Below are 20,870 nucleotides of genomic sequence, written 5' to 3'. Positions count from 1 at the left end.
ATGGCCGCGCCCGGCTTCGTCATCGCCGCGCCGTCGTCGGGCAGCGGCAAGACCCTGGTGACGTTGGGGCTGTTGGCCCATCTGGCCGGGCGGGGTCTGCGGGTCGCCTCGGCCAAGGTCGGCCCCGATTATATCGACCCCGCCTTTCACGCCGCCGCCACCGGGCGGCCCTGCCTGAATCTCGATTCGTGGGCGATGCGGCCGCAAAGCCTGGCCGGCCTGGCCGCGTCCTTGTCGATGGCGGCCGATCTGGTGGTGTGCGAAGGGGTGATGGGCCTGTTCGACGGCGCCGATTCCTTGCCGGGCCAGGCGACCGGCTCGACCGCCGAAGTGGCGGCCCTGGCCGGTTGGCCGGTGGTGCTGGTGATCGATGCGCGCGGCCAGGCCGCCTCGGCCGGGGCCGTGCTGCTGGGGTTCGCCCGGGCGCGGCCCGAGGTGACCATTGCCGGCGCCATCTTCAACCGCGTCTCGGGCGATAAGCATCGCCGGCTGATCGCCCAGGCCTGCGCCGAAATGTGCCCCGACATCGCTCTGTTGGGCTTCGTGCCGCCCTTGCCCCATCTGGTGCTGCCGTCGCGCCATCTCGGGCTGGTCCAGGCGGTCGAGCATCCCGACCTGGCCGGCTTCCTGAGCCAGGCCGCCGCCGCCATGGCGGCCCATGTCGATAGTGATGCCCTGCTGACCCTGGCGCGGCCGTCGGTCCTGGCCGGGCCGGCGCCCCATCCGCTGCCGCCGCTGGCCGGGCGGATCGCCGTCGCCCGCGACCAGGCCTTCGCCTTCGCCTATCCTGCCCTGCTGCAGGGCTGGCGCGACCAGGGGGCGGAACTGACCTTCTTTTCGCCGCTGGCCGATCAGGCCCCGGACGGCGACGCCGTCTATCTGCCGGGCGGCTATCCCGAGCTGCACGGCGCCCGCTTGGCCCAGGCCGCCCGCTTCCTGGCGGGGTTGCGGCGCCTGGCCGGACGGTCGGCTCCGGTGTTCGGCGAATGCGGCGGCTTCATGGTGCTGGGCGACGGGATCGAGGATGCCGACGGGCACCGCCACGCCATGGCCGGGCTGTTGCCGCTGGAAACCAGCTTCAAGACCAGGCGGCTGCATCTGGGCTATCGCCGGGCCCGGCTGGTGGCCGACGGGCCGCTGGGGCCGGCCGGGACCCTTTATCGCGGCCATGAATTCCACTATGCCAGCGTCACCGGCCAGGGATCGGCGCCGGCCTTGTTCGAGGCCAGCGACGCCGCCGGCCAGGCGCTGGGACCGGCCGGTTTGGTGCAAGGTTCGGTGGTCGCCTCGTTCCTGCACCTGATCGATCGGGCCTGACCGAGCCGCCCTGGCCGACGGGCAGCTTGACTTTCGCCCCCGCTTGCGACTCATACTGCAGTGCACAAATTAGACAAGACGGTGACAGTCGGAAGGTTATTTCGCAGGTCAGCGACGGAACATAATTTTATTGCCAGACCGTTCGTGTTTGGGTAACAAAACTACTGTGTTGTCGCAATCGGTACGAAGGAAGGGTCGATGCTCTATCATCTCCACGAGCTTCAGCATGCTGCGGTCGCTCCGGTCCGCCTGTGGGTCGAGGCCGTTCAGACCATGTATTCCCACCCGTGGATGCCGATGGCCTATACCAGCCTGGGGCGCGCCGTCGCCGCCAGCGCGGAACTGGTCGAGCGCACCACCCGGCGCTACGCCAAGCCCGAATTCGACCTGCCGACCACTTTGATCGACGGGACGGAAGTCGCGGTGCGCGAGGTCGTGGTCTACGAGAAGCCGTTCTGCAACCTGCTGCACTTCCAGCGCCAGACCGACCGCCGCGACCCCCGCGTGCTGGTGGTGGCGCCGATGTCGGGCCATTACGCGACGCTGCTGCGCGGCACGGTCGAGACCTTGCTGCCCGACCATGACGTCTATATCACCGACTGGATCGACGCCCGCGATGTCGGCCTGGAACACGGGCCCTTCACGCTGGACGATTACATCGATTATGTCCGCGAGTTCCTGCACTTCCTGGGCGCCGACACCCATGTCCTGGCGGTGTGCCAGCCGTCGGTGCCGGTGCTGGCGGCGGTGTCGTTGATGGCCGAGGACGAGGACCCGCGCCAGCCCAGCTCGCTGGTGCTGATGGGCGGCCCGATCGACACCCGCATCAACCCGACCAAGGTCAACGAGGTCGCCACCACCAAGCCGTTGTCGTGGTTCGAAAGCCATGTCATCCAGACCGTTCCGTTCGTCCATCACGGGCGCGGCCGCCGGGTCTATCCGGGCTTCCTGCAATTGCAGGGCTTCATGAGCCTGAACCCCGAGCGCCATGTCGGCGAGCATCTGAAGCTGTTCCACAACATGGTGCGCGGCGACGGCGATTCGGCCGAGAAGCACCGCGAGTTCTATGACGAATATCTGGCGGTGATGGACCTGCCGGCGGAGTATTATCTGCAGACCCTGCAGACGGTGTTCATCGAGCACCATCTGCCGGACGGCATCATGAAAAGCCGGGGCCGCGCCGTCGACCCCTCGAAGATCCGCCACACGGCGCTGATGACCATCGAGGGCGAGAAGGACGACATCACCGGCCTGGGCCAGACCGAGGCGGCGCACCGCCTGTGTTCCAGCCTGCCCGACTCGATGCGCGTCCACCATGTCGCGGCCAAGGTCGGCCATTACGGTGTGTTCAACGGGCGCCGCTGGCGCGAGGAGATCTATCCCCATGTCCGCGACTTCATCCGGACGCATGACAAGCTCACCGTTCTGGCGGACAAAGCCCATGAACTTGATGAGCAGGACCGAGTGGGAGTCCCTGTGCGACGGGTGCGGTAAGTGCTGCCTGCATAAGCTGGAAGACGAGGATACGGGCGACATCCATTATACCGAAGTCGCCTGTCGCCTGCTGAATCTGGGCACCTGCCGGTGCGGCAACTACCCGCACCGCAAGGAACACGTTCCCGATTGCGTCAAGCTGTCGGCCAGCGAGGTGCTGAAGCTGCGCTGGCTGCCGTCCACCTGCGCCTACCGTCTGCTGAGCGAGGGCAAAAGCCTGCCCTGGTGGCACCCCTTGGTGTCGGGCGACCCGGAAACCGTGCACCGCGCCGGCATTTCGGTGCGCGGCCGGGCGGTGGCGGAAAACCGCGCCGGTCCCTTGTCGCGGCACATCGTGACGTGGCCCGAATAGCCGAAAGCGCCACCATCGCGCTGGATCTGGGCGACCGGGTGGTTGCGGTCACCGTGCGCCGCTCGGCCCTGGCCAAGCGGACCGCCATCCGCATCGACCCGCTGCGCGGCGCGGTGCTGGTCTTGCCGCCCCGCGCTTCCCGCGCCGATGCCGAACGCTTCCTGCTGGCCCATCGGGCCTGGGTGGCCGAGCGCCTGGACCGGCTGCCGGCGGCGCAATCGCTTGCCCCCGGGCAAAGGGTGGACATCCTGGGCGAACCCCATGTCATCCGCCATTGCCCCGCCGCCCGCCGCGGCGTGTGGATCGAGGGTGGCGAGCTTTGCGTGTCGGGCCTGGCCGAACAGGTGCCGCGCCGGGTCACGGCCTTCCTGCGCAATCAGGCCAAAGCAATCATCGCCCGCCATGTCGGCGAGCTTTCGGCCCGGTTGGGACGCCGGTCGGGGCGGTTGACCATCCGCGACACCCGGTCGCGTTGGGGCAGTTGTTCGAGTCGGGGCGATCTGTCCTTTTCCTGGCGGCTGGTGATGGCGCCGGAATGGGTGCTGGCCTATGTGGTGGCCCACGAATTGGCCCATCTGGTCGAGATGAACCACTCGCCCGCCTTCTGGAATGTGGTGGCGTCCCTAAGCCCCGACGCGGCCCGCGCGCGCGGCTGGCTGAAAAGACACGGTGCGGGGCTGCACCTGATCGGGTAATGTGCCAGTCACCAAGTCAGACATTCAGATCCCGGCTCCATGACCATCAGCACCGGCCGCCCGGCCCCGACCTCGTTTCCCGTCGCCGCATTGTTGACCGGGCTGGTCGCCTTCGGGCCGATTTCGACCGATCTCTATCTGGCCTCGCTGCCCGACATGGCGCGCGACTTCCACACCAGCGTCGAGATGGTGCAGCTGACGCTGTCGGTGTTCCTGGCCGGTTTCGCCACGGCGATGCTGATCTATGGCCCGCTGTCCGACCGCTTCGGCCGCCGGCCGGTGCTGATGGCCGGCGTGGTGATCTATCTGGCAGGCTCGCTGGCCTGCATGCTGGCTCCCACCATCGAGGCGCTGATCGCCTCACGCTTCCTGCAGGCCTTGGGCGCCTGCTGCGGCCCGGTGGTCGGCCGCGCCGTGGTGCGCGACGTCTATCCGCGTGAACAGGCGGCCAAGGTGCTGTCCTACATGGCCTCGGCCATGGCGCTGGCCCCGTTCGCCGCCCCCATCGCCGGCGGCTGGTTCCATACCTTGTTCGGCTGGCGCGCGAATTTCGTGCTGCTGGCCTTGTTCGGCCTGGTGCTGCTGGCGGGCGTATGGCGCTGGTTGGACGAGACCAATGCCCACAAGGACCCGCACGCTTTGTCGCCGCTTCGCATGCTGGGCAATTACCGCGCCCTGCTGACCGACCGGCTGGTGCTGGGCTACACCCTGACGGTGGCCTTCACCTTCGGGGCGATGTTCACCTTCATCTCGGCCTCGTCCTTCGTGCTGATCGACGTCATGGGGCTGGCCCCGGCCTTCTTCGGCTTCGGCTTCGCCATCGTCATCTCGGGCTATATCGTCGGCGGCTTCGTCGCCGGGCGCTGGACCGGGCGGATCGGTCTGGACCGCACCGTGCTGATGGGCGCAATCCTGTGTGCCGCGGCCGGGCTGGTGGCGGCCGGGCTGGCCTGGAGCAACGTCCAGACCTTCCAGGCGGTGCTGCTGCCGATGATGGTGCTGTTCCTGGCCGCTGCCTTGGTGCTGCCCAACAGCACCGCCGGCGCCATCGCGCCCCACCCGCGCATGGCTGGCTCGGCCTCGGCCATGGTCGGCTTCGTCCAGATGGTGGTGGGCGGCACCGCCGGCTGGCTGCATGCCGCCCTGTTCGACCATTCGACCAGGGCCTTGACCAGCCTGGCGGCGGTCATGGCCTGCGGCGCGCTGGCGGTTTTCCTGCTCCTGGTCCGCCCCGTCAATCGGAGTTGACGAAGCGCTGGCGCGGGGCCGGGACCACCGCCGCGGGCCGGCCGACATCCTTCATCAGGCCGGGGCCGTTGACCATGTCGAAGCCCGAGCCGACCACCTCGCCGACGACGTTGCGGCGGCGCGCGCTCCACAGATAGCAGCCGGCGCCGGCCTGGGTCGCGCTGCATTGCAGGCTTTCCAGGGTCTGCAGCAGGCGCTGGTCGTTCATCCTTTCCTCGTCGCGCAGTTCGGACAGGTCCAGCCCGACCTTGGCCCCCCCCAATTCATCGACCCGGCACAGCAGGTCCGACGACACCCGCACCCTCAGCAGCACGTCGCCGCACAGGCCTTGCAGGAAGCGGGTGACTTCCGCCACCGCCTGGGTATCGGCGTCGTCGGGAATGCGGAACACTTCCAGCGACAGGTGGCGCTGGCGTTGGTCGGCCTCGAGCTCGGCGAACAAGGGCAGCAGGGCGGCGCGGTGATCCAGCCGCAGCGAGCTCCAGCACAGCGGCACGATCACCGTGCCGGCGCGACCGGCCGCCAGCGCACTCTTGAGGTCGCGCATGGCGTTGGCGGTGACGAAGCGGTCGATCGCGAAGGCGGTGGCATCGTCGCCCTCGGGGTAGGCCTGGCCGCCTTCCAGCGGTGGGGTTCCGGCGCCGTCGACGCGGACCACCCGGGCGCAATAGGCGGAAATCGCCTCGTTCGAGGCCACCCAGGTCGGCCGCCACAACAGCGACAGACGGGTTTCGCCGGTCAGGGGGCCGACGCTCTGCCAGGGTGACGGGACCAGATGCTTCCTGGCCACCACGATCGGTGTCCAGGGCTGGGCATCGACCACCCGATGGATGGGCGCGGCCATGCTTTGCCAGCCGGGGTCGGCGGCGTTGGGGTCCAGGTGCTCGACGAAGGCGTGGGTTTCGGCCAGGGCGGTCTGGACCACCCGACCATCGACGCGGCCATCGGCGGCCAGTGTCTTGCCGGCCGACAGGCAGGCGGCCGACGCCAGCGGACGTTCGCCGCCGACGCAGCCCTCGCCCAGCAGGTGACGGCTGATTTCCTGGGCGATCAGGGTGACGATCCGCCGGGCCTCGTCGGCATCGGTTGCGGTGAAGGCCAGCAGCCAGGAATCTTCGCCATGGCGCTGCCAGGCGTTGCCGGCCCCGATATAGCGACGGATCAGGTTGTCGACGATGATCGCCACCTTGTCGGCCAGCCGCGGCCATTTGTCGCCGACGGTTTCGCGGAAATCGCCCAGCGACACCGCGCGGACCCGGCCGGCGCCGCCGTCGGGCCGTGCCGCCAGCGTCTGCACCGCCTGCTCGAACGGGGACAGGCGGCGTTGTTTTCCGGGCTTGGCCGGCACAGCACTGTCGGAAGCGGGTGCGCCCGCCGACGACGATTTGCGGCGTCCGGCAAAGCCGAACAACCGTGACCACAGGTGGTGGAACATTTCGCCCCTCCCCGACCGCCCCCCGGTCGTCATGCCATCATGCCAACACCCTAGCACATGGGCGGCCTGTCCGGATTCGACAAGGGTGCAAGGCAGGGCTATCAGAATTGCCGCAGCAGGCGGCGCAGATAGTCGCGCTCGCCCGGGGGGCGGGCGGGGTCGGCCGAGCGTCGGCGCAATTCATCCAGGATGCGCTGGGACTTGTTCAGCTCGGCGCGGTGGGGAACGCGGGTGGTGCCGTCGTCGGCATGACCGGGGGCCGGGCGGCCCAGCGGATCGCGGCCGCCGGGCCGGGCGCCGCCCATGGCCATCCGTTCGGCCGCCGCCGCCCGGCCCTGACGCAACAGGTCAAGCGCCTGGTTCTGGGCCTGGGCGGCCTGCTTCCAATCGTCGGCGCGCAAGGCCTGGGCGGCCTGACCCATGGCCTCGGCGGCCTGGTCCAGGCCGGGCATCGCCTGGCCCAGCGATCCGGCCAGCTTCGACGCCGCCTCGGCCAGGGCGCGGGCCACCTGCTCCTGGCCCTGGGCCGAGGCCGCGCCGGATGCCGCCGCCGGCGCCTGGCTTTGGCGGTGGCTGTAATCCAGCAGGGCCTGCTGGCGGCGGATCACCGCCTGCAGTTCGGCCATGCCCTCGACCGGCGGGGCGGTGTCGTCGCCCCGCTCGATGGATTGCAGCAGATCGGACAGGTCCTTCATCAGCGCCGCCAGCGCCTCATGGGCGCCGTTCCTGGCCATGTCGCGCGCGGCCTCCAGCATCGCCGCCAGGTCTTCGGCATCGACCACCCGCGCCGCACCGTCCATGGGGCCGCCGCCCTGGGGGGTGCGGGCCGCCATCGCCCGCAGCCATCGCTCCATCGCCGCCTGGAAAGCGCTCAGCAATTGGTCGATCCGCCCGGCCGGGGCGCCTTCGGCCACCGCCTGCTCGATTGCGCGCCGCGTCTCTTCCAGGCTGCGCTCGGCGGCGGCCAGGTCGCCATCCTCGATGCGCAGCGCCGCGTTCCACAACAGGTCCTGCAACTCGGCCGGGTCGTGATTCTCGTCCAGCAAAGCGTGGCGGGCGACGCGCAGGGCCAGGAAGGCCACCACGTCATCGCCGAACTGGGCGGGATCGGCACTGATGGCGTCCAGGGCCACCACCACGTCCAGCACCCGCACGGTCGACAGGGTCAGTTGGCGGCGCTGCTCGATCACCGCGCGGGCGCCGGAATGGCGGAACTCGCGCTCCGGCAGGGTCATCGCCACCCACTCGCCGCCACTGGTCTGACCGACGGCGTCGGCGGCCAGCGGGCGAAGGGTCACCGGCAGACCGGCCCACGGATGGGCCGACAGATCGTGCCAGCTGTCCATCTGCACATTCTTGGGCTGGGTGCCGGCCAGCGGCAGCGGCACCAGCAGCGGCGGGGACTGGTGGTCCAGTCCGGCGCGGCGGATTTCCAGCCATAGCCGGCCCAGCCCGTAATCGTCCGATGCCGACACCGCCACCCGCAGCCGGCCGCGTTCGGCCGCCTGCGGCGGCTCGGTGAACGAGATCGAGGGAAGGGCGTCGGCGACGGTATCGACCTGCCAGCCGGCCAGCTCGAAACCCCATTGCCGGATCATGAGCCGCCCGCTGTGGGTCAGCGTCGTCTCGGCCCGACTTTCGCCGTCGCCCATGGGCTCGAAATCCAGACGATGGCCGCCGGCGGCCAGGCTCAGGCCGCCCCAGCCGCCGGTGGCGCTGGCCATCACCCGGCTGCCGGCCGGGACCGTCACCCGCTGGCCGGGGCCAAGCGACAGCGGGGCAATGCCGGTATGGGCCGGCGGGGTCAGCCAGACATCCAGGCGTTCGGGGGCAAGGGTGGCGGGCAGGACCGGCGGCGACACCGCCCGGGCCAGGCGCGCCCAAACCTCGCCGGTGCCGCCGGCCAGGGCGACGACCAGCAGCAGCAGGGCGCCGGCCCGCCAGCCATAGGGGTCGCGCGCCGCCATGTCGGACCGAGGGGGCGCCAGCCGCAACGCGGTCAGGGCCTGGGCGGCGCGGTGGCGATGATCGGCCCAGAGCGGGCAATCGCCGCCGACCGGCCGGTCGGTCAGCACCGCCAGCGGGCGGTGGGGCAGGCCGCTATCGTGTTCCAGGCGTCGCGCCGCCTGGTCCAGGGTCGGGCGCGGCCAATGGCGGATCAGGTCAAGTTTGATCCAGGCGGCGGCGACGGCGAAGGCCGCCAGCACCGCCAGATGGGCCCAGCCGGGCAGACGCGGCAAGGCGTCGAACAGGACCAGCGCGGCGAAGACGGCCGCCAGCGAGGCCAGGGCCACCAGGCGCGGCCACACCGCTTCCAGCCACAGGACCAGCCGCGCCGCCGCCAGCCAGCGGGTCGGAGCGGCAAGGTCCGTGGTCGCGTTCATCGCCCCTTAGCCGAACCAGTCGGGCAGGCTTTCCAGCGCCAGCATCTCTTCATAGGACGGCCGGGCGCGGACGATGGCGAACTGATCGCCCTTGACCAGCACTTCGGGGATCAGCGGGCGGGAATTGTAGGTCGAAGACATCGCCGCGCCATAGGCGCCGGCGGTGCGAAACACCAGCAGGTCGCCCTCGGCCAAGGGCGGCAACGGGCGCTGGCGGGCGAAGGTGTCGCCGGTCTCGCACACCGGGCCGACCACATCGACGGCGACGATGCCGGCCTGGGGGTCGGGCTGAACCACCGGCACGATGGCGTGGTGGGCGTCGTAAAGGGCCGGGCGCATCAGGTCGTTCATGGCGGCATCGACGATGGCGAAGGTCCGGGTCGCCCCTTCCTTCACATAGACCACCCGCGACACCATGATGCCGGCATTGCCGACCAGCAGGCGGCCGGGCTCCAGCACGATGCGGCAGCCCAGATCGCCCAGGGTGGCGCGGATCGCCTCGGCATAAAGGTCGGGATGGGGCGGGGTCTCGTTCTCGTAGGGCACGCCCAGGCCGCCGCCCAGATCCAGGCGGCGGATGTCGATGCCGTCGGCCCGAAGGATCGCCACCAGGTCGCGCACCCGCAGGAAGGCCTCGCGGAAGGGCGCGACATCGGTCAATTGCGAGCCGATATGGCAGGCGATTCCCACCACTTCGATCCCCGGCAGGGACTGGGCCTTGCGATAGACCTCGTGGGCGCGGGTCCATTCGATGCCGAACTTGTTTTCCTTCTTGCCGGTGGTGATCTTGGCATGGGTGCCAGCGTCAACGTCCGGGTTGACGCGCAGGGCGATCGGCATGCGAATGCCGCGGGCGGCGGCGACCTCGGACAGCGCCTCGAGTTCGGGTTCGGACTCGACGTTGATCTGCATGATGCCCTTGGCGACGGCGAATTCCAGCTCGCGCCGGGTCTTGCCGACGCCCGAGAAGACGATGCGCGACGGCGGCACGCCGGCGGCCAGGGCCTGGCGCAATTCCCCTTCCGACACCACGTCGGCGCCGGCGCCCAGCTCGGCCAGGGTGCGCACCACGGCGATGTTGGGATTGGCCTTCAGGGCGAAGCAGATGGTGGCGTCCAGCCCGGCCTTGGCCAGGGCCTCGGCGAACACCGTGTAATGGCGGACCAGGGTCGCGGTGGAATAGCAATAGAACGGCGTTCCCACCTGGGCGGCGATGATGTCCAGCGGCACGTTCTCGGCATGCAGGCGGCCGTCGATATAGTCGAAATGGTTCATCTCTGGTCCTCGGGCTCGTCCTCAGCCGGTTGCTCTGGCTTGCTCTCGCTGGGGAACCTGACATTGGGGTAGCGGCGCGGATAGGTCGAGCCCTCGGGCGGGATCACGTTGCCGCGCCGGCCGCAGGCGGCCAGGGGGGCACAGGCCAGGGCACCGGCCAGGGCGGCCAGCAGGGCGCGGCGGTTCATCGGGCGCCGCCTTCCAGCCACTTGGCCCGGGCGGCGGCCACCTGTTCGCGCACGCGCAGCGGCGCGGTGCCGCCGAACGAGACGCGGCTGGCCACCGAATGATCGACCGCCAGCACCGCGCGGGCCTGTTCGGTGATGCCGGGCTCGACCGATTGCATCTCGGCCAGGGACAGCTGGTCGATGTCGCAGCCGTTGGATTCGGCCAGCTTGACCAGCGATCCGGCGACATGGTGGGCGCGGCGGAACGGCATCTTCAATTCGCGCACGCACCAGTCGGCAATATCGGTGGCGGTGGTGAAGCCGGCCCCGGCGGCGGCCTTCAGGATGTCGGTGTTGACCTTCATGTCGCCGATCATGCCGGTCATGGCGGCGATGGACAGCTCCATGGTATCGGCCACCTCGAACACCGGTTCCTTGTCGTCCTGCATGTCCTTGGAATAAGCCAGCGGCAGGCCCTTCATGACGATCAGCAAGGCGTTGAGGTCGCCGATCACCCGCCCGGTTTTGGCGCGGATCAGCTCGGCGGCGTCGGGGTTGCGCTTTTGCGGCATGATCGACGAGCCGGTGGTGAAGGCGTCGGACAGGGTGACGAAGCGGAACTGGGCCGAGGTCCAGATCACCAGCTCTTCGGCCAGACGCGACAGATGGACGGCGCAGATCGAGCAGGCCGCCATGAATTCCAGCGCGAAATCGCGGTCGGACACGCCATCCAGCGAATTGTTCATGGGGGCGGCGAAATCCAGCTGGGCGGCGGTGAAATGGCGGTCGATGGGGAACGACGTGCCGGCCAGCGCCGCCGAGCCCAGCGGGCATTCATTCAGGCGGACGCGGGCATCGGCCAGGCGGCCGCGATCGCGGCCGATCATCTCGACATAAGCCAGCATGTGATGGCCGAAGGTGACCGGCTGGGCCGCCTGCAGATGGGTGAAGCCGGGCATCACGGTGGCGGCATGTTCCTCGGCCCGTTCGATCAGGGCCTGTTGCAGGCCCTTCAGGGCGCCGTCCATGCCGTCGATGGCGTCCCTGACCCACAGGCGGAAATCGGTGGCGACCTGGTCGTTGCGCGAGCGCGCGGTGTGCAGCCGGCCGGCCGCCTCGCCGATCAGCTCGGCCAGGCGGGCCTCGACGTTCATGTGGATGTCTTCCAGCTCGTGGCTGAAACGGAACTGGCCGCTTTCGATCTCTTGCCGAACCTGTTCCAAGCCCTGCACAATGGCGTTGCCATCGGCTTCGGTCAGGATCTTCTGGCGCACCAGCATCCGGCAATGGGCCTGCGAGCCCCGGATGTCTTGGGCGTAAAGACGCTTGTCGAAATCGATCGAGGCGTTGATTCGGCTCATGATCGCCGCCGGGCCGACGGCGAAGCGGCCGCCCCACATCGAGGACGCGGCGGGCTGGTTGGGCTTTTCAGTGGACATGCAAGGACCTTGAAACGATGAAGTCGGGCAATTCGGGCATTGGCCTCCCCTGGGCCGCCCTGGCGCTGTTGCTGGCGGTGGCTGCGGGCGTGGCGGTGGCCGTGCTGGGCACAAGCTACACCGAACGGCCAAGCAACCCAAGCGTCTCGGAAGCTTTGATCGCGGCGGCACCGCCGGGCAAGCGCAAGGCGGCGCCCCGGTTCGCCTTCACCGACCAGACCGGCGCGCGGCTTGACCTCGCCCGCTTCAAGGGCCGGGTGGTGCTGGTCAATCTGTGGGCCACCTGGTGCCCGCCCTGCGTGGCCGAGATGCCGTCGCTGGATCGGCTGCAGGCCAGGTTGGGCGGCGACGGGTTCCAGGTGGTGGCGATCTCGCTGGACAAGGGGGGCGCGGCGATCGTCAAGCGGTGGTTCGACCATGCCGGGCTGAGTGCGCTGGCGATCTATAATGCTCCGCCCGGCGACTTCGCCGGCGCGCTGCTGCCGACCTCGATCCTGATCGATGCCGAGGGCCGCGAGGTGTGGCGCGGCGAGGGAGCCTATGATTGGGTGGGCGAGGAAGCGGTGGCGACGGTCAAGGCCCTGCTGGCCGAACGATAGCCGCAATTTCAAGCCCGGCGGCGTCTGAGCCGGCCCGGCACGGGCGCGCTTCGCGCATAATTACGTCTGAGACGGCCCGGCACGGGCAGCGCTTCGCGCATAAACCTGAAAAGCCGCCCCGAGGGAGGCGGCTTTTCAGGTGGGAGACCGGACACGACCCGGACCGGAAATCGTTACGGCTGCTTCCTTCCGGACCTGACCGGGTTGGCGACGGGTCCGTCCGCGCCGATCTCCCGGCCGGGAATATCGGGGGAGTCGGGTCCGATTGCAAGGATTCTCTACGCGGCGCTGTCTTGGGCCCGCGCCTTCCTGGCGAAGCGGAAGAAGACCGGCGGCCGGCCGGCCAGGCATTTCTGCTCGTAACGGGTCGCTGGCCAATCGGGCGGCAGCAGCGAACGGTCGGTGGTCACCTGCAGTTCGGTGAAGGCCGGATGGGCTCGCAATTGGTGGGTGGCCCAATCCTGGTAGACCGGGTCGTCCGAGGCGACGCGCAGCTCGGCCTCGTCTTCCATCAGGCGGGCCAACAAATCCAGATTATCCGGGCCGATGAAGCGCCGCCCGGCATGGCGGGCCTTGGGCCAGGGGTCGGGGAACAGCACGAACACCCGGTTCAGGCAGGCATCCGGGAAGGACGGCAACAGGCGGCGCGCATCGTCGGCGAAGATGCGGACATTGGTGATGTCGCGGGTCTTGAGATGGGTCAGCAGGCTGGCGATGCCGTTTCTGAACGGCTCGCAGCCGATGATGCCGATTCCTGGATAGGTCTCGGCCTGGGCGGCGACATGCTCGCCGCCGCCGAAGCCGACTTCCAGCCACAGCTGGGCCGGGGCCGGGTTGAACAGGGCCTTGGGGTCGATGGTCTCGCCCTCGGCCGGAACGGCGACGGCCAGACGGGGCAGCAGGTTGGCCAACAGGTCAAGCGCCGCCGGACGCAGGCGTTTGCCGCTGCGCCGGCCAAAAAAACGCGGGTCCTTGGTGGGGACCCGCGCATTTTCAGGATGATCGCTCATCCGGCCTCAGAAGGCGCGCTTCAGCTGATCGACCAGATCCAGCTTCTCCCACGAGAAGCCGCCGTCGGCGTCCGGATTGCGGCCGAAATGGCCGTAAGCGGCGGTGCGGGCGTAGATCGGCTTGTTGAGGGCCAGGTGGGTGCGGATGCCGCGCGGGGACAGGTCCATCAGATCCTGCAGCACCTTCGACAGCTTGTCCTCATCGACGCGGCCGGTGCCGTAGGTATCGACATAGACCGACAGCGGCTTGGACACGCCGATGGCGTAGCTGAGCTGGATGACGCACTTGTCGGCCAGGCCGGCGCCGACGACGTTCTTGGCCAGATAGCGCGACGCATAGGCGGCCGAACGGTCGACCTTGGTCGGATCCTTGCCCGAGAAGGCGCCGCCGCCATGGGGAGCCGCGCCGCCGTAGGTGTCGACGATGATCTTACGGCCGGTCAGGCCGCAATCGCCGTCCGGGCCGCCGATGACGAAACGGCCGGTCGGGTTGACGTAGAAGGTCTCTTCCGGGCACATCCAGCCTTCCGGCAACACGTCCAGGACGTGCGGGCGGACGATCTCGCGGACGTCGGCCTGGGACAGGCTGGCATCGTGCTGGGTCGACACCACCACCGAGGTCGCGCGCACCGGCTTGCCGTCGCGATATTCCAAGGTGACCTGCGACTTCGAGTCCGGCCCCAGCAGCGGCTGCGCGCCCGAGTGACGGGCCTCGGCCAGGCTCTTGAGGATTTCGTGGGCGTAATAGATCGGGGCCGGCATCAAGACCGGGGTCTCGTTGCAGGCATAGCCGAACATGATGCCCTGGTCGCCGGCGCCTTCATCCTTGTCGCCGGCCGAATCGACGCCGACGGCGATGTCGGCGGATTGCTGGTGGACATGCACCTGGACCTGGGCGTTCTTCCAGTGGAAGCCGTCCTGCTCGTAGCCGATATCCTTGACCGCGTGACGGGCGATGTCTTCCATCAGGGCGGCATTGACCGATGCCGGGCCGCGCACTTCGCCGGCCAGCACGATCAGGTTGGTGGTGGTCAAGGTCTCGACGGCGACGCGCGAATAGGGGTCGGCGGCCAGGAAGGCATCGACGACGGCGTCGGAGATGCGGTCGGACACCTTGTCGGGATGGCCTTCGGAGACGGATTCGGACGTGAACAGGAAATTCTTTTTCGACACGGGGCAAGCCCTCCTAGTTCCAGTGTATTGGACCAGGGGCACCGGACCGGCCGCCTTGACCGACATCAGCGATGCACCCACTTAGCCGGTGTTTTTCGTGGCGGCAAGCGGTCACAAATCTCCACGTGGGGCACGCGGCACGTACCCCAGGGTCGCTCTTGTGGCAGGCTGGGAGAGGCTTCGTCAAGCCTTATCGAAAAAGGCGGGGTGTCGGCCCCGCCCTCGATGCCCGGTTCAGGCGCCGGCGACCTCGGCCAGCGCCTTGGCCAGCTCGTAAACCCGCTTCCTGACCTGCGGGTCGGTGATGCGGTAATAGGCCCGGACCAGCTCAAGCGTTTCGCGCTTGGCCATGGGATCGTGCTCGAAATGGGCCGGCAGTTCGGCCAGTTCGCCGATGCCGGCGATCAGGGCCGGGCTTTGTTCCTTCAACTGGTCGTCCATGTCGTCGAAGAAGAAGCTGACCGGCACGTCGAGGACGCGAGACAGGTCGAACAGTCGGCTGGCGCCGACGCGGTTGGCGCCGCGCTCGTACTTCTGGACCTGCTGGAAGGTCAGGCCCAGGGCTTCGCCCAGCTTCTCCTGGCTCATGCCCAGAAGGGTGCGGCGCAGCCGGACACGGGCGCCGACATGGACGTCGATGGGGTTCGGCTTGCCCGACGGCGTGCGGCCGCGATTGCCGCCCTTACGCGGGCCTGTCTTTGCATTGCGCGGAGCTTTGACCATCGATTCCCAATCCCTGACGTGATGACATTCCTGCCGACGAGGCAAGGACCATACAATACGGACCAATTTGTATGCAAGTCAACCGGGAGGGGACGGCGGGAACAGACCCGTCAGCCGATTGTTAGCGCTCTATAAATTCCACACGGCGCAGAAAAAGTCCAGTTACGACCAAAGTTAGGGCCAAAACCAGTGCGATGGCATTTCCCCACCGTGAGAACAAAGTAGGGGCGGTGGCCTGGGGCAGGATGGAATCGACGATTCCGCGTTGACCAAGGTCGAGACGGGCGACGGTGCGCCCCATCGGGTCGATCACCGCCGAGATGCCGGTATTGGCGGCGCGTACCAGCGGGGCGCCTTCCTCGATGGCCCGCATGCGGCCGGCGGCCAGATGCTGGTGCGGCCCGGCCGAGCGGCCGAACCAGGCGTCGTTGGTGACGGTCAACAGCCAGAGCGGCCGCGTGCCGCCATGGTCGGCGATGGCGCCGGGAAACACCGATTCGTAGCAGATGAACGGCGCGAACGGCGGAAGACCGGGCAGCGACAAGGTCACCGGCCCCGTCCCGGGCGAGAAGTCGATGCCGCCATGGGTGATCTTGGCGATGGGCAGCACGGCGCGCAGCGGCACGTATTCGCCGAACGGCACCAGATGGGCCTTGTCGTAGATCCCCAGGACCTGGCCGGCGGCGTCGATGGCCATCAGACTGTTCCACAGGGTCACCGGCTCGACGCCCCGGGGGGTGACACGCGGCGCCCCGGTCAGGACCATGCCGCCCAGCGGCGCCGCGCTGGCCACCAGCGCACGGTGACGGTCGTCGAAATCCAGGAAGTAAGGCGCGGCCGTTTCCGGCCACACGACATGGGTGACCTGATCGAAGCCCGGCCCGCGCGACAGGTTCAGATGGTCGAGCAGATGCGCCTCGCGCAGCTCGTCCTTCCATTTGTGGCTTTGGGCGATGGCCGCCTGGACCAGGCGCAAGCGGATGCCATCGACCGCTTCGGTGGGATGGGCGGCCAGGCGCGCCCCGCCGGCCGCCCACAGGCCGGCCAGCAGCAGGCCGGCCGCGATCAGCGCCGCCAGCTTGTGGCGGGTCGGGCGGAAATCGGCGGCCAGGGCCGGCAGGGTGAAGATCAGCAGCGAAAGCGTTCCCAGCCCCAGCACGCCCAGCACCGAGGCGGCCTGCGCCACCGCCGGCACCGCGTCCCAGATCGAGCCGATGGGATTCCACGGAAATCCGGTGCCGACCCAGGTGCGCAGCCATTCGGCGAAGGTCCAGGTGCCGGCCAGGGCCAGGATGCGGGCCAGGCCGGCCAGCTTCAGCAGATGCACCGCCCAGGTGGCTGATCCGATGGCCAGCGCCTGCACCCCGGCCAGCCCGATGGTGGCGAACGGGATCATCCAGGCGAAGCGGTCGGCCTCGATCAGCATGGCGTTGCCGATCCAATAGAAGCCGACCGAATAGAAGCCCCAGGCCCACCACCACCCGGTACCGAAGGCGGCGAAGCGCGAGCGGGCGCCGGCCAGCAGCCAGACCAGGCCGCACAGGGACGGCAGCAAGACCGGCCACAATCCCAGGGGCGGCAGCGACAAGGTGGCGAGCAGACCCAAGGCCAGGGTCAGGCCGCGCCGGCGCCAGCCGGTCAGGGCCGACAGCCAGGCCGCCCCCGCCCCGGCCCAGCCGAACCCGCCAGGGGTGGCGCGAGCCAGGGCGCAGGCGGCGGTATCCATCAGGCTTCCTCGGCGGCGGCGGCGTCGACGATGCGGCGCACCCTCAGCCACTTGACCCGGCGGGGGTCGGCGTCGGTGACCTCGAATTCCAGCCCCGACGGATGATTGATCAACTCGCCGCGCGCCGGCACCCGGCCGGCGATGAAGAAGACCAGGCCGCCCAAGGTATCGACGTCGTCGCGTTCCTCGTCGGTCAGCACCTGGCCGACCACGTCCTCGAACTCGGCCAGCGGCGTGCGGGCGTCGGCCTCGATCACCCCGTCGGGGCGGACCACCATGTCGGGGTCGGTGGCGCGGTCATGTTCGTCCTCGATTTCGCCGACGATCTGTTCGACCACGTCCTCGATGGTGGCCAGGCCGTCGATGCCGCCATATTCATCGACCACCAGCGCCATGTGGGTGCGCTTCAGGCGCATGTCCAGCAACAGGTCGGTGGCGCGCATGGCCGGCGACACGAACAGCACGCGCCGGACGATGCGGTGCAGTTCGAACGGCTTGTCGACCCGCATCACCGCCATCAGATCCTTCAGGTGGACCATGCCGATGACGTCGTCCAGGGTGCCGCGATAGACCGGCAGGCGCGAATGGCCGCAGCGGGTGAACAATTCGGTCAGTTCGGCCAGCCCGCTTTCGGCCTCGACGGCGACGATGTCGGCGCGCGGCACCATGACGTCATAGGCGGTGACGTCCCTGAGATGCAGGATGTTGCCCAACAGAACGCGTTCGTGGTCGTCGATGGGAACGCCGGAATCGTCGCGGTCCTCGATCAGTTCCTCGAGCGCCTCGCGCACCGTCTCGGCGCCCTTCGAGCGGCGCAACTGGCGCACCCAGGCGCGGAAGGTCTGGAACAGGCTGTCTTCGACCGCTTGGGCGGCGGCCGGATTGGTCTCGGGCGCCCCGCCATTCCGGGGCTGCGGAGGGTGCGGGTCGTTCATCGCCGGTCGCCCTCGGCCTGAGCATAAGGGTCGTTGATGCCGAACGCGGCCAGGACCTTGGTTTCCAGGCGCTCCATCTCGGTGGCCTCCACCTCGTCCTCCTCGTGGTCCCAGCCCAACAGGTGCAGCACGCCATGCACCACCAGATGGGCGGTGTGATGGGCCAGGCTTTTGCCCTGTTCGTCCGCCTCGCGCCGGCAGGTCTCGAGCGCCAGCACCACGTCGCCCAACAGGATCGGCGCGCCGATCGGGGCGGGCGGGGCGTCAAGGTCGTCCAGCGCCGCGAAGCTCAGCACATTGGTCGGCTTGTCCTGGCCGCGCCAGTCGCGGTTCAGGTCCTGCACCTGGGCGTCGTCGGTCAGCACGATGCTGATCTCGACCGCCGGGCCGTCCAGCTCGCCGGCCCCTTCCTGCAGGGCGGCGGCGGCCATGGTGCGGCACAGTTCCACCGCGCCGGGCAGGGCCTCGGTCCAGCCGTCGTCCTCGATGCTCACCGCGACGTCGATGGCGGTTTCGCTCATGCCTTGGGGTCCTTGCGCTTGCGCTCGGCGCGGTCATAGGCGCGCACGATGCGGGTGACCAGGTCGTGGCGCACCACGTCACGGTCGGTGAAGGTGACGAACGACACGCCGGGCACGCCGTCCAGGATCTCCAGGGCGTCCTTCAGGCCCGACTTGGTGCCGGGCGGCAGGTCGGTCTGCGACAGGTCGCCGGTGACCACCATGCGCGAATGCTCGCCCATGCGGGTCAGGAACATCTTCATCTGCATGGTGGTGGTGTTTTGCGCCTCGTCCAGGATGACGAAGGAATTGGCCAGGGTGCGCCCGCGCATGAAGGCGAGCGGCGCCACCTCGATGTCGCCGGTGGCCAGCTTCTTCATCACCTGGTCGCCCGGCAGCATGTCGTGCAGGGCGTCGTAAAGGGGACGCAGATAGGGGTCGACCTTGTCCTTCAGGTCGCCGGGCAGGAAGCCGAGCCGCTCGCCGGCCTCGACCGCCGGGCGCGACAGCACGATGCGATCGACCTGGCCTTCCAGCATCATCGACACCGCCTTGGCCACCGCCAGATAGGTCTTGCCGGTGCCGGCCGGGCCCAGGCCGAACACCAGCGAATCGCGGCCCAGCGCTTCCAGATAATCGGCCTGGACCGGGGTGCGCGGCGCGATGTGGCGCTTCCTGGTGCGCAGGACCAGATCGGGGGCCGACGAGGCGGTGGCGCGCCGGGTCATCCTGAGGGCGGCATCGACGTCGGCGGTTTCCAGGTGGCCCTGGCGCCCGGCCAGGGCGTACAGATCGTCCAGCGCGCGGGCGGCCTCGGCGGTGACCTCGGACGGGCCGGACAGTTCGACGGCGTTGCCCCGCGTGTTGACGGCCACGCCCAGCACCTGCTCGATGCGGTCGAGATTGGCATTGTGGGGGCCGAACAGAATCTGCAGCAGGGCGTTGTCGGCGAATTCGCGCAGCACCAAAGCGGGCGGGGCGATGGCTGGCTTGGTCACGCCCGTTTCCTTTCCGCGGCGACGGCGACCGCCTTCAGCGAGTTGGGGTGGACCTCGGCGATCTCGACCTCGACCACCTGGCCGCGATACTCGCCGACATCATCGACATGGACCGGCTGCATATAGGGGCTGCGGCCGACCAACTGGCCGGGGCGGCGGCCCGGGCGGTCCAGCAGCACGCTCATCCGCTTGCCGACGCAGGCCTGGTTGAAGATCTTGGTCTGTTCGAGCAGCAGGGTCTGCAGTTCGGCCAACCGCTCTTCCTTGACCGGCTCGGGGACCTGGTTCGGCAGGTTGGCGGCCGGGGTGCCGGGGCGGGCCGAATATTTGAAGGAATAGGTCTGCACGAAACCGACTTGGGCGACGATGTCCAGGGTATCGGCGAAATCGGCATCGGTCTCGCCGGGGAAGCCGACGATGAAGTCGGAGGCCAGCGCCAGGTCGGGCCGGGCGATCTTCAGCCGCTCGGCCAGGCGCAGATAGGTGTCGCGGTCGTGGCGGCGGTTCATCGCTTCCAGGATGCGGTTCGAGCCCGATTGCAGCGGCAGGTGCAGGAACGGCATCAGCGCCTCGACCTCGGCGTGGGCGGCGATCAGGTCGTCATCCATGTCGCGCGGATGCGAGGTGGTGTAGCGCAGCCGGCTGATGCCGTCGATGGCGGCGACCTCGCGGATCAGCCGTCCCAGGCCCCAGCCGTCCGAGGTCCAGGCATTGACGTTCTGGCCCAACAGGGTCAGCTCGACCACCCCTTGCCGGGCCAGTTCGCGGGCCTCGTCCAGGATGGCGGCGGCCGGCCTGGAATATTCGCCGCCCCGTGTATAGGGCACCACGCAGAAGGTGCAGAACTTGTCGCAGCCTTCCTGCACCGACAAGAAGGCGGCGGCGCCGTCGGATTGGGGCGGCGGCAGGAAGTCGAATTTCGGCTCGGGCGGGAATTCGGTGTCCAGCACCGCGCCGCCGGCACGGGCGGCCTTGGCCACCATCTCGGGCAGGCGGTGATAGGTCTGCGGCCCCAGCACGATGTCGACGAAGGGGGCGCGGCGCAGGATCTCCTCGCCCTCGGCCTGGGCGACGCAGCCGGCGACGGCGATGATCATCGGCTGGCCGCGCTCGGCCCTGAGCAGGCGTAAACGGCCCAGCTCCGAGAACACCTTCTCGGACGCCTTCTCGCGGATGTGGCAGGTATTGAGGATGACCATGTCGGCCTGTTCCGGGCCGTCGGTCGGGGCATAACCCAGCGGCGCCAACACGTCCGCCATGCGCGCGGAATCGTAGACGTTCATCTGGCAGCCGTAGGTCTTGACGAAAAGCTTCTTGGTCACAGCCGTTCGGCCGCGGAATGCGGCCCCATCTGCAGGTTAGGAAACAGCATCGCCGGCCATCGAGTCAAGAATCCACAT

19 protein-coding genes and 1 other RNA gene are annotated in these 20,870 nt (G+C 68.9%); 6 read left to right on the top strand and 14 right to left on the bottom strand.

From position 1 onward, the window contains the following. The 5 genes from MTBLM5_RS08645 to MTBLM5_RS08625 all read left to right on the top strand — a co-directional run bounded on the left by MTBLM5_RS08645 (position 1) and on the right by MTBLM5_RS08625 (position 5,106). On the top strand, positions 1-1,317 hold the full coding sequence (locus tag MTBLM5_RS08645; protein WP_173975647.1) for a cobyrinate a,c-diamide synthase: 1,317 nt from the start codon (positions 1-3) through the stop codon (positions 1,315-1,317). A 198-nt stretch (positions 1,318-1,515) separates the two neighbouring features. Further along, on the top strand, positions 1,516-2,811 hold the full coding sequence (locus MTBLM5_RS08640; protein WP_173975645.1) for a polyhydroxyalkanoate depolymerase: 1,296 nt from the start codon (positions 1,516-1,518) through the stop codon (positions 2,809-2,811). Continuing rightward, positions 2,726-3,163, top strand: a complete 438-nt coding sequence (locus tag MTBLM5_RS08635; protein WP_217425001.1) for a YcgN family cysteine cluster protein — start codon at positions 2,726-2,728, stop codon at positions 3,161-3,163. The genes MTBLM5_RS08640 and MTBLM5_RS08635 overlap by 86 nt, the downstream gene beginning before the upstream one ends. Beyond that, the gene (locus tag MTBLM5_RS08630; protein WP_254430964.1) at positions 3,151-3,858 is read left to right on the top strand and encodes a M48 family metallopeptidase; all 708 of its coding nucleotides are present in this window, start codon (positions 3,151-3,153) and stop codon (positions 3,856-3,858) included. Before MTBLM5_RS08635 ends, MTBLM5_RS08630 begins: the two co-directional genes overlap by 13 nt. Positions 3,859-3,897: 39 nt before the next feature. Further along, on the top strand, positions 3,898-5,106 hold the full coding sequence (locus MTBLM5_RS08625) for a multidrug effflux MFS transporter (RefSeq protein ID WP_173975641.1): 1,209 nt from the start codon (positions 3,898-3,900) through the stop codon (positions 5,104-5,106). Here the strand turns inward: MTBLM5_RS08625 and MTBLM5_RS08620 are convergent. From MTBLM5_RS08620 to argH, 5 genes are all read right to left on the bottom strand, one after another. Next, positions 5,093-6,541, bottom strand: a complete 1,449-nt coding sequence (locus MTBLM5_RS08620; RefSeq protein ID WP_173975639.1) for a hypothetical protein — start codon at positions 6,539-6,541, stop codon at positions 5,093-5,095. The two genes, MTBLM5_RS08625 and MTBLM5_RS08620, sit on opposite strands and share 14 nt — an antisense overlap. Positions 6,542-6,642: 101 nt before the next feature. Then, the gene (locus tag MTBLM5_RS08615) at positions 6,643-8,925 is read right to left on the bottom strand and encodes a DUF4175 domain-containing protein (protein ID WP_173975637.1); all 2,283 of its coding nucleotides are present in this window, start codon (positions 8,923-8,925) and stop codon (positions 6,643-6,645) included. 6 nt (positions 8,926-8,931) lie between these two features. Continuing rightward, positions 8,932-10,200: a diaminopimelate decarboxylase gene (lysA, locus tag MTBLM5_RS08610; protein ID WP_173975635.1), complete on the bottom strand. Its 1,269-nt coding sequence runs from the start codon at positions 10,198-10,200 to the stop codon at positions 8,932-8,934. Next, positions 10,197-10,388, bottom strand: coding sequence for a hypothetical protein (locus MTBLM5_RS08605; RefSeq protein WP_173975633.1), 192 nt, complete (start codon positions 10,386-10,388; stop codon positions 10,197-10,199). Before MTBLM5_RS08605 ends, lysA begins: the two co-directional genes overlap by 4 nt. Then, the gene (argH, locus tag MTBLM5_RS08600) at positions 10,385-11,806 is read right to left on the bottom strand and encodes an argininosuccinate lyase (RefSeq protein WP_173975631.1); all 1,422 of its coding nucleotides are present in this window, start codon (positions 11,804-11,806) and stop codon (positions 10,385-10,387) included. The genes MTBLM5_RS08605 and argH overlap by 4 nt, the downstream gene beginning before the upstream one ends. A gap of 17 nt (positions 11,807-11,823) precedes the next feature. Here argH and MTBLM5_RS08595 point away from each other — a divergent pair, with 17 nt between their 5' ends. Then, a complete protein-coding gene (locus MTBLM5_RS08595; protein ID WP_173975629.1) occupies positions 11,824-12,405 on the top strand; it encodes a TlpA disulfide reductase family protein in 582 nt (193 codons plus the stop codon). Positions 12,406-12,542: 137 nt separating this feature from the next. On the opposite strand, the gene ffs is transcribed toward MTBLM5_RS08595, so the two are convergent. The 9 genes from ffs to miaB all read right to left on the bottom strand — a co-directional run bounded on the left by ffs (position 12,543) and on the right by miaB (position 20,792). Continuing rightward, an RNA gene (ffs, locus tag MTBLM5_RS08590) (signal recognition particle sRNA small type) lies at positions 12,543-12,641 on the bottom strand. A gap of 42 nt (positions 12,642-12,683) precedes the next feature. After that, positions 12,684-13,415, bottom strand: coding sequence for a tRNA (guanosine(46)-N(7))-methyltransferase TrmB (locus tag MTBLM5_RS08585; protein ID WP_173975627.1), 732 nt, complete (start codon positions 13,413-13,415; stop codon positions 12,684-12,686). 6 nt (positions 13,416-13,421) lie between these two features. After that, a complete protein-coding gene (gene metK, locus MTBLM5_RS08580; RefSeq protein WP_173975625.1) occupies positions 13,422-14,588 on the bottom strand; it encodes a methionine adenosyltransferase in 1,167 nt (388 codons plus the stop codon). Between the two features lie 234 nt (positions 14,589-14,822). Beyond that, the gene (locus tag MTBLM5_RS08575) at positions 14,823-15,311 is read right to left on the bottom strand and encodes a helix-turn-helix domain-containing protein (protein WP_173975623.1); all 489 of its coding nucleotides are present in this window, start codon (positions 15,309-15,311) and stop codon (positions 14,823-14,825) included. Between the two features lie 121 nt (positions 15,312-15,432). Beyond that, positions 15,433-17,037 (bottom strand): apolipoprotein N-acyltransferase, encoded by a 1,605-nt coding sequence (lnt, locus tag MTBLM5_RS08570; protein ID WP_173975621.1) that lies wholly within the window; start codon positions 17,035-17,037, stop codon positions 15,433-15,435. Next, a complete protein-coding gene (locus tag MTBLM5_RS08565; RefSeq protein WP_173975619.1) occupies positions 17,037-17,972 on the bottom strand; it encodes a hemolysin family protein in 936 nt (311 codons plus the stop codon). The genes lnt and MTBLM5_RS08565 overlap by 1 nt, the downstream gene beginning before the upstream one ends. Next, the gene (gene ybeY, locus MTBLM5_RS08560) at positions 17,969-18,493 is read right to left on the bottom strand and encodes an rRNA maturation RNase YbeY (RefSeq protein ID WP_173975617.1); all 525 of its coding nucleotides are present in this window, start codon (positions 18,491-18,493) and stop codon (positions 17,969-17,971) included. Before ybeY ends, MTBLM5_RS08565 begins: the two co-directional genes overlap by 4 nt. Further along, complete coding sequence (locus MTBLM5_RS08555) at positions 18,490-19,470, bottom strand: PhoH family protein (RefSeq protein WP_173975614.1); 981 nt, start codon at positions 19,468-19,470, stop codon at positions 18,490-18,492. Before MTBLM5_RS08555 ends, ybeY begins: the two co-directional genes overlap by 4 nt. After that, the gene (gene miaB / locus MTBLM5_RS08550; protein ID WP_173975612.1) at positions 19,467-20,792 is read right to left on the bottom strand and encodes a tRNA (N6-isopentenyl adenosine(37)-C2)-methylthiotransferase MiaB; all 1,326 of its coding nucleotides are present in this window, start codon (positions 20,790-20,792) and stop codon (positions 19,467-19,469) included. The genes MTBLM5_RS08555 and miaB overlap by 4 nt, the downstream gene beginning before the upstream one ends. Positions 20,793-20,870: the final 78 nt, after the last annotated feature.

It is taken from the genome of Magnetospirillum sp. LM-5, assembly GCF_902729445.1.
Taxonomy (GTDB): Bacteria; Pseudomonadota; Alphaproteobacteria; order Rhodospirillales; family Magnetospirillaceae; genus Magnetospirillum.
Note: the sequence above shows the minus strand (reverse complement) of the source record. Positions and strands in the feature narration are given on the sequence as shown.

What these genes read in the sequence shown, in the direction of transcription:
- MTBLM5_RS08635 (WP_217425001.1), top strand. Translation starts at nt 2,726, where the DNA reads ATGACAAGCTCACCGTTCTGGCGGACAAAGCCCATGAACTTGATGAGC.
- MTBLM5_RS08605 (WP_173975633.1), bottom strand. Translation starts at nt 10,388, where the DNA reads ATGAACCGCCGCGCCCTGCTGGCCGCCCTGGCCGGTGCCCTGGCCTGT.
- MTBLM5_RS08625 (WP_173975641.1), top strand. Translation starts at nt 3,898, where the DNA reads ATGACCATCAGCACCGGCCGCCCGGCCCCGACCTCGTTTCCCGTCGCC.
- lysA (WP_173975635.1), bottom strand. Translation starts at nt 10,200, where the DNA reads ATGAACCATTTCGACTATATCGACGGCCGCCTGCATGCCGAGAACGTG.
- MTBLM5_RS08620 (WP_173975639.1), bottom strand. Translation starts at nt 6,541, where the DNA reads ATGTTCCACCACCTGTGGTCACGGTTGTTCGGCTTTGCCGGACGCCGC.
- argH (WP_173975631.1), bottom strand. Translation starts at nt 11,806, where the DNA reads ATGTCCACTGAAAAGCCCAACCAGCCCGCCGCGTCCTCGATGTGGGGC.
- MTBLM5_RS08575 (WP_173975623.1), bottom strand. Translation starts at nt 15,311, where the DNA reads ATGGTCAAAGCTCCGCGCAATGCAAAGACAGGCCCGCGTAAGGGCGGC.
- MTBLM5_RS08645 (WP_173975647.1), top strand. Translation starts at nt 1, where the DNA reads ATGGCCGCGCCCGGCTTCGTCATCGCCGCGCCGTCGTCGGGCAGCGGC.
- MTBLM5_RS08585 (WP_173975627.1), bottom strand. Translation starts at nt 13,415, where the DNA reads ATGAGCGATCATCCTGAAAATGCGCGGGTCCCCACCAAGGACCCGCGT.
- MTBLM5_RS08595 (WP_173975629.1), top strand. Translation starts at nt 11,824, where the DNA reads ATGAAGTCGGGCAATTCGGGCATTGGCCTCCCCTGGGCCGCCCTGGCG.
- ybeY (WP_173975617.1), bottom strand. Translation starts at nt 18,493, where the DNA reads ATGAGCGAAACCGCCATCGACGTCGCGGTGAGCATCGAGGACGACGGC.
- MTBLM5_RS08640 (WP_173975645.1), top strand. Translation starts at nt 1,516, where the DNA reads ATGCTCTATCATCTCCACGAGCTTCAGCATGCTGCGGTCGCTCCGGTC.
- MTBLM5_RS08565 (WP_173975619.1), bottom strand. Translation starts at nt 17,972, where the DNA reads ATGAACGACCCGCACCCTCCGCAGCCCCGGAATGGCGGGGCGCCCGAG.
- MTBLM5_RS08615 (WP_173975637.1), bottom strand. Translation starts at nt 8,925, where the DNA reads ATGAACGCGACCACGGACCTTGCCGCTCCGACCCGCTGGCTGGCGGCG.
- lnt (WP_173975621.1), bottom strand. Translation starts at nt 17,037, where the DNA reads ATGGATACCGCCGCCTGCGCCCTGGCTCGCGCCACCCCTGGCGGGTTC.